11 protein-coding genes are annotated in these 14,969 nt (G+C 39.9%); 8 read left to right on the forward strand and 3 right to left on the reverse strand.

Annotation, left to right across the window (positions count from 1 at the left end; all coding sequences use genetic code 11):
* Positions 1-52: 52 nt before the first annotated feature.
* The 3 genes from dnaK (at position 53) to A5868_RS06075 (ending at position 4,263) form a co-directional block, all read left to right on the forward strand.
* Positions 53-1,882: a molecular chaperone DnaK gene (gene dnaK / locus A5868_RS06065; protein ID WP_086304347.1), complete on the forward strand. Its 1,830-nt coding sequence runs from the start codon at positions 53-55 to the stop codon at positions 1,880-1,882.
* 149 nt (positions 1,883-2,031) lie between these two features.
* Positions 2,032-3,192, forward strand: coding sequence for a molecular chaperone DnaJ (gene dnaJ / locus A5868_RS06070; protein WP_010780984.1), 1,161 nt, complete (start codon positions 2,032-2,034; stop codon positions 3,190-3,192).
* 90 nt (positions 3,193-3,282) lie between these two features.
* On the forward strand, positions 3,283-4,263 hold the full coding sequence (locus tag A5868_RS06075; protein WP_086304345.1) for a plasmid pRiA4b ORF-3 family protein: 981 nt from the start codon (positions 3,283-3,285) through the stop codon (positions 4,261-4,263).
* Between the two features lie 79 nt (positions 4,264-4,342).
* Here the strand turns inward: A5868_RS06075 and A5868_RS06080 are convergent, their stop codons facing one another.
* From A5868_RS06080 to mprF, 3 genes are all read right to left on the reverse strand, one after another.
* Positions 4,343-5,080 (reverse strand): hypothetical protein, encoded by a 738-nt coding sequence (locus A5868_RS06080; RefSeq protein WP_086304343.1) that lies wholly within the window; start codon positions 5,078-5,080, stop codon positions 4,343-4,345.
* 25 nt (positions 5,081-5,105) lie between these two features.
* The gene (locus tag A5868_RS18950) at positions 5,106-5,273 is read right to left on the reverse strand and encodes a hypothetical protein (RefSeq protein ID WP_155857548.1); all 168 of its coding nucleotides are present in this window, start codon (positions 5,271-5,273) and stop codon (positions 5,106-5,108) included.
* Between the two features lie 254 nt (positions 5,274-5,527).
* On the reverse strand, positions 5,528-8,110 hold the full coding sequence (gene mprF, locus A5868_RS06085) for a bifunctional lysylphosphatidylglycerol flippase/synthetase MprF (RefSeq protein WP_087654089.1): 2,583 nt from the start codon (positions 8,108-8,110) through the stop codon (positions 5,528-5,530).
* A 72-nt stretch (positions 8,111-8,182) separates the two neighbouring features.
* Between mprF and A5868_RS06090 the strand changes: the two genes are divergently transcribed.
* The 5 genes from A5868_RS06090 (at position 8,183) to A5868_RS06110 (ending at position 14,874) form a co-directional block, all read left to right on the forward strand.
* A complete protein-coding gene (locus A5868_RS06090) occupies positions 8,183-8,818 on the forward strand; it encodes a lysozyme family protein (RefSeq protein WP_010780979.1) in 636 nt (211 codons plus the stop codon).
* A 150-nt stretch (positions 8,819-8,968) separates the two neighbouring features.
* A complete protein-coding gene (gene dnaG / locus A5868_RS06095; RefSeq protein WP_086304339.1) occupies positions 8,969-10,789 on the forward strand; it encodes a DNA primase in 1,821 nt (606 codons plus the stop codon).
* A gap of 22 nt (positions 10,790-10,811) precedes the next feature.
* Entirely contained in the window at positions 10,812-11,921 is a 1,110-nt protein-coding gene (gene rpoD / locus A5868_RS06100) for an RNA polymerase sigma factor RpoD (RefSeq protein WP_010780977.1), read from the forward strand.
* A 267-nt stretch (positions 11,922-12,188) separates the two neighbouring features.
* A complete protein-coding gene (locus A5868_RS06105) occupies positions 12,189-13,889 on the forward strand; it encodes a cell division site-positioning protein MapZ family protein (RefSeq protein WP_086304337.1) in 1,701 nt (566 codons plus the stop codon).
* Between the two features lie 127 nt (positions 13,890-14,016).
* Positions 14,017-14,874, forward strand: a complete 858-nt coding sequence (locus A5868_RS06110; RefSeq protein ID WP_086304335.1) for a CvfB family protein — start codon at positions 14,017-14,019, stop codon at positions 14,872-14,874.
* Positions 14,875-14,969 lie beyond the last annotated feature (95 nt).

Below are 14,969 nucleotides of genomic sequence, written 5' to 3' on the forward strand. Positions count from 1 at the left end.
TCTACTATTTATTAGTAAATTTAAAAGATAAATGAAAAGGAGATTTTCAATTATGAGTAAAATTATCGGTATTGACTTAGGTACAACAAACTCCGCAGTAGCTGTTTTAGAAGGCGGAGAAGCTAAAATCATTACAAATCCAGAAGGAAACCGCACAACACCATCTGTTGTCTCATTCAAAAATGGTGAGATCCAAGTAGGTGAAGTCGCAAAACGTCAAGCAGTTACAAACCCAGATACAATTTCATCAATCAAACGCCATATGGGTGAAGCTGGATACAAAGTAGAAGCAGACGGAAAATCATATACTCCACAAGAAATCTCTGCAATGGTATTGCAATATATCAAAGGATTTGCAGAAGATTACCTAGGCGAAAAAGTTGAAAAAGCCGTTATCACAGTTCCTGCTTACTTCAATGACTCTCAACGTCAAGCAACAAAAGACGCTGGTAAAATTGCTGGTTTAGAAGTTGAACGTATCGTGAATGAACCAACTGCTGCAGCATTGGCTTACGGTTTGGACAAAACAGACAAAGATGAAAAAATCTTAGTATTTGACCTTGGTGGTGGTACGTTCGACGTATCAATCCTTGAATTGGGCGACGGTGTCTTTGACGTATTATCTACAGCAGGAGACAACGCTCTTGGTGGGGATGACTTTGATAACAAGATCATCGATTACTTAGTTGCTGATTTCAAACAAGCAAACGGCATTGATCTATCTAAAGACAAAATGGCTATGCAACGTTTGAAAGACGCTGCTGAAAAAGCGAAAAAAGATTTATCAGGTGTCAGCTCAACGCAAATCAGCTTACCGTTTATCACAGCCGGCGATGCTGGTCCATTGCACTTAGAAACAACACTTTCTCGTGCAAAATTTGATGAAATTACGGCTGATCTAGTTGAACGTACGAAAGCACCTGTTCGTCAAGCCTTAAAAGATGCTGGTCTTTCTCAATCAGAAGTCGACGAAGTTATCTTAGTCGGTGGTTCAACTCGTATTCCAGCAGTTGTAGAAGCTGTTCGTAAAGAAACAGGTAAAGAACCAAACAAATCAGTTAACCCAGATGAAGTGGTAGCGATGGGAGCTGCGATCCAAGGTGGGGTCATCACTGGTGATGTAAAAGATGTCGTATTACTAGACGTAACACCATTATCTTTGGGTATCGAAACAATGGGCGGCGTGTTCACGAAATTGATCGACCGCAATACGACGATCCCAACAAGTAAATCACAAGTGTTCTCAACAGCTGCTGACAATCAACCTGCAGTAGACATCCATGTCTTGCAAGGTGAACGTCCAATGGCTGCTGATAACAAAACATTAGGTCGTTTCCAATTGACAGATATTCCAGCTGCACCTCGTGGAATTCCTCAAATCGAAGTAACGTTTGATATTGACAAAAACGGTATCGTAAACGTTTCTGCGAAAGACCTAGGAACACAAAAAGAACAAAAAATCACGATCAAATCTTCATCAGGTTTGTCTGACGATGAAATCGATCGTATGGTGAAAGACGCAGAAGCAAATGCGGATGCTGATAAAGCTCGTAAAGAAGAAGTGGACCTACGTAATGATGTAGATGCTTTACTATTCTCTGTTGATAAAACATTAAAAGAATTAGAAGGCAAAGTAGATGCAGACGAAGTGAAAAAAGCAGAAGACGCGCGCGATGAACTAAAAGCTGCCGCTGAAGCAAATGACATCGAATTGATGAAAGAAAAACGCGATGCATTGAACGAAATCGTACAAAACTTAACAGTTAAACTTTACGAACAAGCGGCACAACAACAAGCAGAAGCTGATCCAAACGCAGCTCAAGGCGGCGCGGATGATGTCGTAGATGCTGATTTTGAAGAAGTTAACGATGACGACAAATAATTGATTCGTTGATAAAGGCCAAAGTCATCGCTTTGGCCTTTTTTCTTTCAAGATTGGCAAGTCCGTTAGAAAAACGTTAAGAAACGTATCGTATCGATTTTTAGTGTGATACAATACTAACGATTCTATGAAATTATGGAGGGAAGCCAATGGCTACAAAACGGGATTATTACGAAGTCCTTGGGGTACAAAAAGGTGCTTCGGATGATGAAATAAAAAAAGCATATCGTAAGCTTTCCAAGCAATACCATCCGGATATCAATAAAGAAGCCGATGCTGAGGAAAAGTTTAAAGAGATTTCTGAAGCTTATGAGATTTTAAGCGATCCGCAAAAACGTGCGGCATACGATCAATACGGCCATGCGGGAACAGATCCAAATTTTGGAGCTGGAGGAGCAGGCGGTTTTGGCGGTGCTGGTGGTTTCGGAGGAGCAGGCGGCTTTGGGTTTGAGGATATTTTTGAATCTTTCTTTGGTGGTGGCGGTGGACGTCAAGCAGATCCTAAAGCACCAAGACAAGGGGCAGATTTACAATACTCAATCAACCTTGAATTCGAAGAAGCTATTTTCGGTGTAGAAAAAGACATTAAATACAACCGTGAAGAAACGTGTCATACGTGTCACGGAAATGGGGCAAAACCTGGCACGCAACCAGAAGTTTGTCATAAATGTCATGGTTCTGGTTCAATTAACGTGGAACACCAAACACCACTTGGTCGTGTAATGAGCCGTCAAACATGTGATGTGTGTCATGGAACAGGGAAAGAAATCAAAGATCCTTGCCCAACGTGTCATGGTTCCGGTCATGAGAAGCGCCCTCATACAGTCAAGGTAAAAGTACCTGCCGGTGTGGAAGACGGCCAACAAATGCGTCTAGCGGATCAAGGCGAAGCTGGAGTAAACGGTGGACCATACGGAGATTTATATGTTGTCTTTAAAGTGAAACAAAGTGACATCTTCGACCGTGATGGCGGAGAAATTTACTACACCTTGCCGTTGAGTTTTGTCCAAGCGGCTCTGGGGGATGAAGTCAATGTCCCTACCGTTCATGGAGATGTTAAATTGAAAGTACCTGCGGGCACACAAACAGGCGCCAAATTTAGACTCCGCGGAAAAGGCGCTCCGAGACTTCGTGGAAATACAAATGGCGATCAACAAGTAACGGTGAAAATCATTACACCTAAAAACTTGAATGAGAAGCAGCGTGATGCGCTACGTGCATTTGCTGAAGCAGGCGGGCAAACAGTAAGCGAACAAAAAGAAGAAGGTTTCTTTGGCAAAGTGAAAGATGCCTTTGGTGGAAAAAAATAAGTTTAGAGGCTTAATCAATTCAGTATTGATTAGGCCTCTTTTTTCTTTTATCCTTAATGAAAAGAGAAAATGTGTTTAAGGGAGGTTCGCATGGATAAATTGGACAAGCTGTTTGATCGAATGACCAAAGATATGGTGTACTATTTTATTGCTGGAGGACTTGCTGAACCGGACGGTCTTATTCGCACAGTAGAATTCTTTTTAAACTTTGTTGATAAAGGAAGGCTCAGTGGGAAATTGCTAGATGAAGAACTCGTTAAAGAAGCTTTGATCCATCATTTGCCGAACCATATGCCGCTATATATCGATGAAAGTTTTTATGCTTATCAAATGCTGCTAGACCTTTATTACGCATTGTATAATGAAAGAATTATTACCAAAGAGGAATGTAAAGAAATGCAATACGTTATTTATCTCAATAAAACAGCGTTTCTATCTCGTATGAGCAACCCTAACTATTGGTCAAAAAACAAATTGGCAGTCATGGATGAATGGCGTGAAGGAAATTTTGATATCGAAGAGCCTTACAATTTAGATAATTATAATTTAGATGAAACGGTAAAAAAAGAAGTTCCGAACAATATCTTAGAGTTTCCCAGACAAAGTGCTGCTGTTAAAACACAAACTAGTTATGTCGTACGTGTGGATCTCAAAGGGTATCGACCTCGAATCTGGCGGCGCTTAAAAATTCCTGCGAGCATTTCTTATGAGCAGTTACATGAGATTTTGCAGATCGCATTTGGTTGGGAAGATTGTCATTTGCATAGCTTTTTTGTAGACAAGAAAATAATGATTGGTCCTAGTGATTTAGAGATGGTGCAATTTGCGGAAGAGCAGCGATTGATCGATGAAGATTTTAAAAATAAGAAAACAATCAGTTATCTTTATGATTTTGGTTGCGATTGGCAACACCAGCTTGTTATTGAAAAGATCCTTGAGGAGGCTCCCGTTGAGTATGCAATATGTATGAAGGCAAAAGGGGAGACGCCAGCTGAAGACTCCCGGGGAAATGAAAGCTGGAAGGCCTTTGACATAGCCGACATCAATAAAGAATTAAAAAAGAAGAGATAAGTTCCCTTTACCGTGTTTTCACTGTGAAAGAATGATTAGGTGTTCCCCAAATGATTGAGTATTTGGGGAACGCCTTTTTTTATCTTCTTTTCATCAGTGATAGCCATTTTTTATGGGTGTCCCGTAAAATAGGTGTTCGGATGTGATGGGTAGTTAGGCGATTGGGTATTAAATTTTTATCGGCTAATTCTGAAAAGAAAGTTGTGTAGTCTATTTGATGCCCTTCGATGCGTCTTTTTTTACATAATTCGCGTTGGCACATATGGCTCTGCGGGAATCCTTTCGCAAGCAAAAATTCCTGCGCCACTTTCAAGCTGTTCTCAGAAGAGGCATCGATCATGTTCGTATCAATCAAAATACCTTCTGGTTTTGATTGCAGAGAGTGGAATGTTCTCGCCTCAAGATTCAGCAAATGCACATAGTTATCAGTACAGAGACTGAGCTGTCCGCGTAAAGTAGTTGGAATCTGAATAAGCGGCAGACCACCAAGATAATTTTCTGCTACATAACCGCTTAACTGGCAAAGAAATTCATCCCCTAATCCGACAATTCCATTTTCTTTAGTTATCTTTTGATCAGATAAAAATTGATATACTAGATTGGCGATAGCGGTAGTGTAGAGCGGTTCGTTCAAGACAAGTGTTTGCACATCAAACCCCATAATGGTTAAGTATTGAAGAACTTTTGCACCTTCCGCATCAAATGATTTTTTGTCACTTAATAAGACGATTTTTCTAGTTGACCACAACGAAGCAGCGTAACTGCCGATTGCAGCTATACCTTCTGATTTAACCATGATTTTCGGTACATTATTCATAAAATTTCCTCCTAGGTTTTTCTTCTTACTCTCGATTCGTTGCGATAAACGATTTTTTCTTCATGTTGTCCATTCGTTCAATAAGGAACATTTGGTCCTCGTGGTGCCGTTCTGTTACTTTGCCAAAGAAAAAACGCTCACTGCAGATATAAAAATCTACAGTGAGCGTTAACGGTACTAAAATAAAAGCCACTATAGATTTTCATCTATGCGGCAATAAGTCAGCGTAAAATGCCTTAGCCATCATAGATACAAACGTAGGTGTCTGTATCCACGAATAGGAATACAAACTCATCTAAAATAGCTAAAGTAAAAAGTATTCAGTTGTGCAGAGATTAATTGAGTCATTCTAAACACTCCAAACTGATTTCGTATATGTTGTTGCTTATTCTAGACACAAACTTACGAGTTGTCAAGACAAAAAAAGCAACTTCGAAATCGAAGCTGCTAATCTCTAAAAGTAAAACGTCGGAATCCGCGATATTTTTTATCCTCTTGCACAGGCGCATTATCCGTAATTAGTAGAGCAATCATTACGTAGCCGATCCAGCTATCACGTGAATACAATACATATTCTGGAATCCATTCGTTTGCGTATTTATCCTTGTATTCCTTAAGTCCGCCGAATGAGTAGAAGCGCGAACCGAAATTATAGACTAAATAAGCGATCCGTTCTTGCGTGAAGCTTTTACGAGAAGTACCGACATTTGCTAAAGGTGCCATGCCTAAATCAAAATACTCGATCCCCATTTCATCACGCATATATTGAAATAAATTGATAAAGAGAAAATCCATCGTTCCGCCAGGTGCTTTCTCAGGGCTGTGTCTCATTAAGTCGATGGTCCCGATAGAATCTGTATAGGTCGGCATAAAATTCGCAAAGGCTACGATTTCTTCATCGCTATTTTTTATGACCGCGATTGGGGCACGTTGCAAATAGTCTTCTGAGAAGAAGCCTAAAGAGAATCCTTTTTCTTTACGACCATTGAGCCATTCATCGGAGATTGCCCGCAACGTTTTCATGGTTTCATCCGAAAACGGGGGAGTAAGGACATCAAATTGATACCCCTCTTTAAGAACCTTATTGAAACCAGAGCGCTGTCCCTTCATCTTCTTTCCGCTCAAAGTAAAATCAGGTAAATGAACATGTGCTCGCTCACCGAACTTAATAAAATCATAGCCAAACTCGTGAAGGATCATGACCATCTCTTCGCTATTCTCATAAAAAACAGGTAAGTAATTGAACCGATCAACCTCGTTTATCAAGGCCTCTGTCGCAGCAACAAAATCCTCATTTTTTCCGGAAGGATCACCCATAACTAAAATTTTGTTATTAAAAGTCGATAATTGGAAGAAGACAGTGTCCTCTTCGCCATCATTGTAATAAAAAACTTTTTTGTCTTTTAAAAAGACCAATTGACTATCTGGATTGCCTCCGTAGGTTTCTAAAATATGCTGGACACGTGCTTCATCTAAAGGTTCACCGATTTGTGTACGCTTATTTTTTAGGAAACGAATCAATAAAAGTATAATGAACGCCACAATCAAAATCGCCACAAATCCTACGACCCAAATTTGTTCACTAGGGAATAGGAAAAATTCCGGTAAACGATGGCGATGATGGATTTTAGGACTGTTGTAGACACCGATGATGATGTACAAGAAGGTAAGCCCACCCATAATAAGGCCATCAATGGTCATCCACTCCGCAGAATAAACAAGCTGCTCCCTGAACAATTCATTCTTAGAAAAAATAACAACTAATAAAACTAGTGCAAGGAAGAAGCCGGTAGAAAAACGAAATCCTGCAAGTAGTGAATACAAGAAGGTCAATGTCACGATAATAATGGTAGGGAAGTAGGCACGTTTTACCCGTGCAGAAATTCCTCGACCAGAAACGATCAATAAAAATCCTAATAAAATTGCTGGAAAAACAACGATTACTCGAGAGTGTATCGGGTTAAGCTTTTGAAGAAAGGGCAGCCTTATAAAGGCTTCAGGAATAGTTGCTGATAAAACAAGCATGATCCCTGTGAAGTAAAGCAGGAAACTTTCAAGCTTATGAGCCAGCTCTCGTAATAGACCAACAGGAATTCCTTTGTAGCGTGTATTGATCGTAGTCCCAAGGTTTTTGAAAAATAAAATAAGTCCAATGGCAAAAGGAACCAAGTAATAAAATAGTCGGAAGAGCAACAACCATGCAACGACGGTTTCTCTTGGTGTTCCTAAAGCAGACAATCCAATGATCATCATTAAGTCAAAACTACCCAATTCTCCTGGAATCATGGAAGCAATCCCGATTACCGTCGCAGCGATAAATAACGGAACAACATCACGAATACTAACCTGAATCCCCATTAGGAACCCCGTTGAAAGGAAGCTGATTAATACACCGGTCCATTCAAGGAAAGAAGTTCCGATCAGTTCAAGCCGGTGAGAACTTTTTAAATCCCCCAGATATTCTCCCTTTCCGAAAATGCTTAGGCAAAAAACAATCGGGAAGTATAATCCGCCGCCGATAAGCCAGATCCAATATTGACGCAAGTATTGATTATGATCATCAAACATAACCAAGAAGAAGGAGATCAGTGCATAGATCGATAAACCGGACATGGTAAAGACTAAAATTTTCGACAACGCTTGAACCACTTTTTTTCCAGAGGTCTGCTTGCCATAGAACTCTGAACGAAGACCCGCGCTAACGAATCCACCAAATCCCGCGATGTTATTTAATGTGTTGACGAGCCAACTGGTTTCAAAAATGTACAGCTTTTTCGGCTTCTGCTCCAAAATGTTATTCAAAGTAAAATCATAACCGATCATGGGTGTCACAGAGACAAGCCCGATCACAGCCATTAATAGAATATTCCATATACTGATATTGCTGAAAATGGTTGAGAGCTGGTCAAACGAAATTGTTTTTGCGATATTTGATAATTCGAATAGGACAATAATAATAACTGAAATTAAAAAGATCTGTCTCTTATACACATCTAGATGTGTATAAGAGACAGATATAAAACTATCCATTAATACTTTCAAAAGTTCAGCCGACTCTTGTAGTATGTAGTAGAGAAAAAAGAAGATGGTTGGGCAGATTTTATGTTGAAATTAATTGGAAAAATTTTAAAAGTAATTCTTACATTTGCGATTCTTGTTACTCTTGCAATAGCTGGACTATTTGCATTTCGAACATATACGACAACAAAGACAATCAATAGCCATCGAGAAGATGTGCAGCTTCTAGCTGATCAAGCAGGTGTAGGGAACTACACGGATGTTATTTTGGGAATCATGTACACGGAATCTAAAGGAAAAGGAACCGATTTGATGCAAAGTTCTGAAAGTGCCTATGGGAGCCGAGGAAAGATTTTGAGCCAGCAAGAAAGTATCGAAAGCGGCGTGAAACACTTTGCCGAAAGCTATCAACAGGCAAAAGCGGCTGGTTGTGATCTGGATACGGCGATTCAAGCGTACAATTTCGGAACAAAATACATTCAATTCGTGAAAGAGCGTGGTGGAAAAAATAGCGTTGAACTTGCAGAAGAATACTCGCGAGATGTTCTTTCACCGGGGTATGGCAATGACCAACAACACACGTATCGTTACATGCAAATGCAGTCGATAATGTACAATGGAGGTTATTTATATCAAAATGGCGGAAACATGTTCTACGCAGAAATTGTGCAAATGAACAAACGGTTCATTACATTCTTTCAAAGGTTTGAAAATAGTTAAAACAATGAGCGGAAAGCTTGTAATAATAAAGAAATATGCTAAAATGATAGACGTATAAGTTTGTCTAAAAAAATCGCGCTGATCGAAAGATGAATTAGGGCGATTTTTTACGGCTGTTATCATATTTTTGGGAATTGGGGTGAGGTTTTTTTGGCGCAAAGAATTCCCCAACATGTTATTGATGAGGTTCGTGAAAAAACAAATATTGTCGAAGTCATTGGTCAATATGTTCAGCTGAAAAAGTCTGGTAAAAATTATCTAGGCCTTTGTCCATTTCACGAAGAGAAGACTCCATCATTTTCAGTTGCAGAAGATAAGCAGATTTTTCATTGTTTTGGGTGCGGTAAAGGTGGAAATGTTTATACCTTTTTGCAAGAACTGGAAGGCATCAGTTTTCCGGAAGCTGTAAAAAAAGTTGCGGACTTAGAACAAATTCCGCTAGGTATTGAAATATCAAATGAACCGATCAGTCAAACTTCAACAGGACAGCAGCAACTGATTGCCTTGCATGAGCGGACACGCGACTTGTATCATCATTTGCTAGTGAACACAAAAGTAGGAGAAACGGCGTTGAGCTATCTCCATGAACGTGGATTAAGCGATGAGTTGATCAATGAATTCAAAATCGGTTTTGCACCTAGCCAAAGAGATTTTCTCGTACAAATTGCGCAGCAGGATAAAGTGAGTGCTGATTTGATGGAACGCAGTGGGCTGTTTATTCGACGTGAAGACGGCAGTTTCAGTGATCGATTTTATCAAAGAGTCATGTTTCCGTTGAATGATTTCCGCGGAAAGCCGATCGGATTTTCTGGTCGGATACTAAAAACCGAGGAGTATCCTGGGGACGATCAGCCAAAATATTTAAACTCCCCTGAAACGGAACTATTTAATAAACGTCAAGTTCTTTTTAACTTTGATAAAGCGCGAAATGAAATTCGGAAACAGGGCGAAGCAATTTTATTCGAGGGGTTCATGGATGTCTTAGCGGCTTGGCAAGCGGACATAAAAATTGGTTTGGCTTCTATGGGAACCAGCTTGACTGAACAGCAAATTGCCTCCATCGAACGAATAACAGGGCAAGTAGTGATCAGTTATGACGGTGATGATCCCGGACAGGCAGCCACTGACCGAGCCTTGTCGATTTTAGATGCACACAGCAGGCTAGGACTTTCAGTCGTCACTGTACCAGAAAAACTCGATCCGGATGAGTACTTGCGGAAATACGGTGTGACTGAATTGCAAAATTTATTGCAGCATGGTCGTCAAACGCCCTTCGCATTCAAGATGCATTATCGAAAAAAAGGATTAAACTTAGAGAATGAAGCGGATCGATTGAATTACTTGGATGTCGTGATGCAGGATTTAGCAAAAGTACAATCACCTGTTGAACAAGATTTATATCTAGGCCAGTTGGCAAACGACTTTCATTTAACAAGAGAGAGTTTGAAGCAGCAATTGCAGATGGTTCGGCAAACGATTCGTACAGAACGACGGCAACAACAGACAGTTCCTTCTCCAGCACCCGTTCAATCGGTTAGGAGAGTCGTAACAAAAGAAGAAAAAGCCGAAAGGATGCTGCTATACCGTAGTATGAATGAGAGTTCAGTTCGCGAGCAGCTAGTCCAAACGGATTTCCAATTCATTCATGATCATTATCAAGAATTGCTTCTTTACTTAGATAGTTATATGATGGTTCATGGAAATTTTATTTTAGCGGATTTTCTGAACTATTTGAAAGAGAACGAGATGAAGCAGTTAGCCATCGACATCTCTATGATATCCATGTCAGAAGATAGTAACGAACGGGAAATTTATGATCTGATGCGTGTGATTTCTCAATCTGGCATTGCTGAAGAAATAAAACAACGACAAAAAGAGCAGCTTGAGGCCAGGAAGAGCGGAAATCAACAGCGGGAACTAGAACTAACCATTCAAATTATCGAATTGACAAAACGCTTGAAACAAGCCTAGAAGTGAAAGGGGCATTTATTTTATGGCAGATGTAAAAAATAACAAAGAGTACCAAAAAGCTTTAACAGCCTTCATTAAGGAGAAAAAACCACTAGGACAGGTAGTTTATGACGAACTAACTAACCGTATGGCGACTCCTTACGAGTTAGGTGCAGAAGCGATGGATGAATTGATTCAAAAAATCGAAGATGCTGGAATCAGTGTTGTAGATGAAAATGGTGAACCTTCTAAGGCGAGTTTGAAACGAAACGAAAAAACAGTAAAAGAAGCTCAAAAAGAAGATTTATCAGCCCCAACAGGTGTTAAAATTAACGATCCAGTTCGTATGTATTTGAAAGAAATTGGTCGTGTATCGTTATTGACGGCTGAAGAAGAAGTAGAACTTGCTTTGTTGATCGAACAAGGGGATCAAGAAGCAAAACAACGTCTAGCGGAAGCTAACTTACGTTTAGTTGTAAGTATTGCCAAACGTTATGTTGGTCGTGGCATGCAATTTCTTGATTTGATTCAAGAAGGAAATATGGGTCTGATGAAGGCTGTTGAAAAATTTGACTACCGTAAAGGATTCAAATTCTCAACTTATGCTACTTGGTGGATTCGCCAGGCGATCACTCGCGCGATTGCCGACCAAGCTCGGACGATTCGTATCCCGGTTCACATGGTTGAAACTATCAACAAATTGATCCGTGTTCAACGTCAATTGTTGCAGGATTTAGGACGCGAACCAACACCAGAGGAAATCGGTGCCGAAATGGACTTGCCGACCGAAAAAGTTCGCGAAATACTAAAGATTGCTCAAGAGCCTGTTTCTCTAGAAACGCCGATTGGTGAAGAAGATGACTCGCATTTAGGAGACTTTATCGAAGACCAAGAAGCAACAAGCCCTGCTGAGCATGCGGCATCAGAAATGTTAAAAGAACAATTAGAAGATGTATTAGATACATTGACTGATCGTGAAGAAAACGTATTGCGTTTGCGTTTTGGCTTAGATGATGGCAGAACTCGGACTTTGGAAGAAGTTGGACGCGTATTTGGAGTTACACGTGAGCGTATTCGACAAATCGAAGCAAAAGCATTACGTAAGTTACGCCACCCATCACGTTCAAAACAGTTGAAAGACTTTTTAGAATAGTCATTACTAAACTCTGCGAGAACCTTTCTCGCAGAGTTTTTCTGTTTTATAAGACAACCTACGCCGTAATGCCAGACGCTAGGATAAAACTATTTTTCATAAGGAAAAACACGATTATCTTAACGAATTATTTGTGAATAACGAATCATGGAAGCTTCAAAAACCTGATTGAATTTATTATTTTTGATTAATTCACTCGAAAATCGCTTGGAACATCCCTAAACATATGATAGATTAAAGCATATGATTGAAAAGGAGCCGATTTCATTGCAAAAATGCCCTAACTGTGGTCATGAACCAGTCGATGGATGCACGACTTGTCCGAAGTGTGGCTTTTCATTACAGTTAAACGATCAATTAAATACTGAAAATATTACTGATAAAAATGATACGATAGAGTGGTCAGAACTAGCGGATATGCCCATTGAATCTGTGCAGAAAATGTTTAAGGATAACGAGGAAAAAATGAAAGAAGAACATTCTAAAGAAACTGAAGAAACACCTGAATTGAATCCGATTTTGGCACAGTACATTCGTGAGCACAAAGATAGTCTGGAAGAACTAGACGAATCTAACAACGAGATGACAGAAGATACTGTAGTCGACAATGAAGAAAATACGGATGAGACTCAGCTTTCTAATGAAGAAACAGAAGAAGCACCTTCTGAGTCAAGCCTATCACCAGATCCCATTCCAGAATATGCAGAGTCGGAAGAAGACGCTGAGGAAGTCGAAGCGATGCCCTTAACTGAGGATGCCTCAATTGAGGCATCTTCGGAAGCTATCGAAGAAGAACGCACGATTGAGCCTGAGACCGATTCAGATAAACACTCTACGATTCCAGTTGATTCAACTGAAGCTAGTAATGGAGGTAATATTCCCCCAGAGGCACCCCGTTCTACAGGTGATCCTCAAAAAAAAGGCGGAAAAAAACGGTACATCACTTTAGCAGCGATTGTCGTGCTAGGTGTTGGTGGCGGGTATTATTATCAGCATGAAAAAAAGGTAGAAGCACAACAAATCGCTACCGTTAAAAAAGAAAATAAGGCGCTTGATTCGATCGAGGCGAGCATTGCGGGATATTACACCAATGAGAAGCAGACATTTATTGCGGCTGATAAATTGGACCTCAATACTAGTAAAATAGATGAAGAGTTGGCTGGGTACAAAGACAATAAGCGCTATGATAAGCTGAAAAAAGAATACAATGAGCTAGTAGAAAAGCAGAAAGCTGAAAAATCTGTGAATCAATTATTTACAGAAGCAGCAATTAATGGAGATAAGGTCACTGACAAGCCATTATTGAAATCTGCCGAACCAGTCACTCTCACTGTTGATACTGGAGATCAAGAATTTGATCAATTAATGAACCAAGCAATCAATAATGCAAAAGATCAATACACGAAAATTGAAGCGGCAAAAAAAGCAACTGATGGTTTACTTAAAGATGGAAACGTTATTGATTCAGTAAATCGTGATCAATACAATTCGGCGAATGAGGCTGTTAAAGTCGTGGCTAATCAGTCACTAGTTCAGACGCAAAAGGATGAACTGGCAAAAGTAGATCAGACGCTAAAAGAAAAAGAGAAAAAAGCAGCGGAAGAGAAAGCGGCAGCAGAAAAGGCCGCTCAAGAAAAGGCAGAACAAGAAAAAGCTGCCCAAGAAGCTCAAAATAGCAATTCTTCATCCGCGTCCAATCAAGCCGGAGATACAAGCAGTGATGCTTATGCTTGGGCACCTGGAGTGAAAGAAAAGGTAATCCAAACCTGTATTTCACGTGGCTATATAGTTGATGGCGGTTATAGCTTGGAACCTGTAAAGGTTGAGAACGGAGAAGGGTATTACAATTTATATGCCACTTCTAACCGAGCGTCACTGACGAAGGGCTATTCCAATTCTGATTTGCCGATGTATTTAGTAACCATCAACTGCAAGACAGGATGGTTTAAAGGGAACGGACCAAACTAAATCAAAATATGGAGACTGGGGAGAACGTTCTTCCCAGTTTTATTGTTTGATGTAAGAGTTAAAAAAATAGTATAAACTATTAAGAGCAATGCTTTTGCTTTTATGAATATGCGTTAGGAGAAAAAATATGAATGAATTATTAGGACAAGTATTTACAGGATTGATTATTGATGAAAATGAAACCATGTATCTGGTTCAAAAGAACGGCGTGACGTTTCATTTTGAGAAAAAACAAGAGGAAGTATATCAAATTGGCGAATCTGTTGAAGGTTTCGGCTATGTGAATCAGAAAAAGGAAGCGATTTTTACAACCAATATCCCACAAGTTCGTATCGGACATTATGCATTTGGAGAAGTCACAGATGTTCGTCGGGATTTAGGTGTTTTCGTAAACATTGGTCTTGCGGATAAAGATATGGTGGTTTCCTTAGACGAGATGCCTAGCATGAAAGAAGTTTGGCCTAAAAAAGGGGACCGTTTGATGATCAGCATGCGTGTTGATGAAAAGGATCGCATGTGGGGTGTGTTAGCAGACGAGACGATCTTTCATTCTTTGAGTCGTGCCGGAAATGCAGAAATGCAAAACGAAAACAAGAAGGGGACGATTTATCGGTTGAAGGTCGCGGGTTCTTTTCTGCTGACTGAAGATTTTTACATCGGATTTATTCACCCTTCAGAACGCTATCAGGAACCACGTTTAGGAGAAGTTGTGGAAGCACGAGTGATTGGCGTACGTCCAGATGGTATTCTAAATATGTCATTAAAGCCTCGCGGGTATGAAATGATCAACGATGATGCTGCGATGATTTTGACAATGCTGCAAAGAAATGCAGACCATTTGTTACCGTATTGGGATAAATCAGATCCTGATGAAATTAAAGCTGCTTTTGGAATCAGCAAAGGTCAATTCAAACGTGCGATTGGTCATTTGTTAAAGGAAAAATTAATTGAACAAAAGGATGGCGAAATTCGTTTAAAAAGCTAATTGAGAATGTCCTTGCATAAATATAGGTGATAAACTATAATAATTCTAAGAAAAGCAGTAATGAAGCACTTGCTTGTTTATAGTTATTATAAAGT

Origin of the sequence: Enterococcus sp. 12F9_DIV0723 (genome assembly GCF_002174375.1) — a bacterium.
Lineage (GTDB): Bacteria > Bacillota > Bacilli > Lactobacillales > Enterococcaceae > Enterococcus_A > Enterococcus_A gilvus.

Bases quoted from the DNA above. Each gene is read 5' to 3' on its own strand.
- dnaK (WP_086304347.1), top strand. From the start codon at position 53: ATGAGTAAAATTATCGGTATTGACTTAGGTACAACAAACTCCGCAGTA.
- dnaJ (WP_010780984.1), top strand. From the start codon at position 2,032: ATGGCTACAAAACGGGATTATTACGAAGTCCTTGGGGTACAAAAAGGT.
- A5868_RS06075 (WP_086304345.1), top strand. From the start codon at position 3,283: ATGGATAAATTGGACAAGCTGTTTGATCGAATGACCAAAGATATGGTG.
- A5868_RS06080 (WP_086304343.1), bottom strand. From the start codon at position 5,080: ATGAATAATGTACCGAAAATCATGGTTAAATCAGAAGGTATAGCTGCA.
- mprF (WP_087654089.1), bottom strand. From the start codon at position 8,110: ATGGATAGTTTTATATCTGTCTCTTATACACATCTAGATGTGTATAAG.
- A5868_RS06090 (WP_010780979.1), top strand. From the start codon at position 8,183: ATGTTGAAATTAATTGGAAAAATTTTAAAAGTAATTCTTACATTTGCG.
- rpoD (WP_010780977.1), top strand. From the start codon at position 10,812: ATGGCAGATGTAAAAAATAACAAAGAGTACCAAAAAGCTTTAACAGCC.
- A5868_RS06110 (WP_086304335.1), top strand. From the start codon at position 14,017: ATGAATGAATTATTAGGACAAGTATTTACAGGATTGATTATTGATGAA.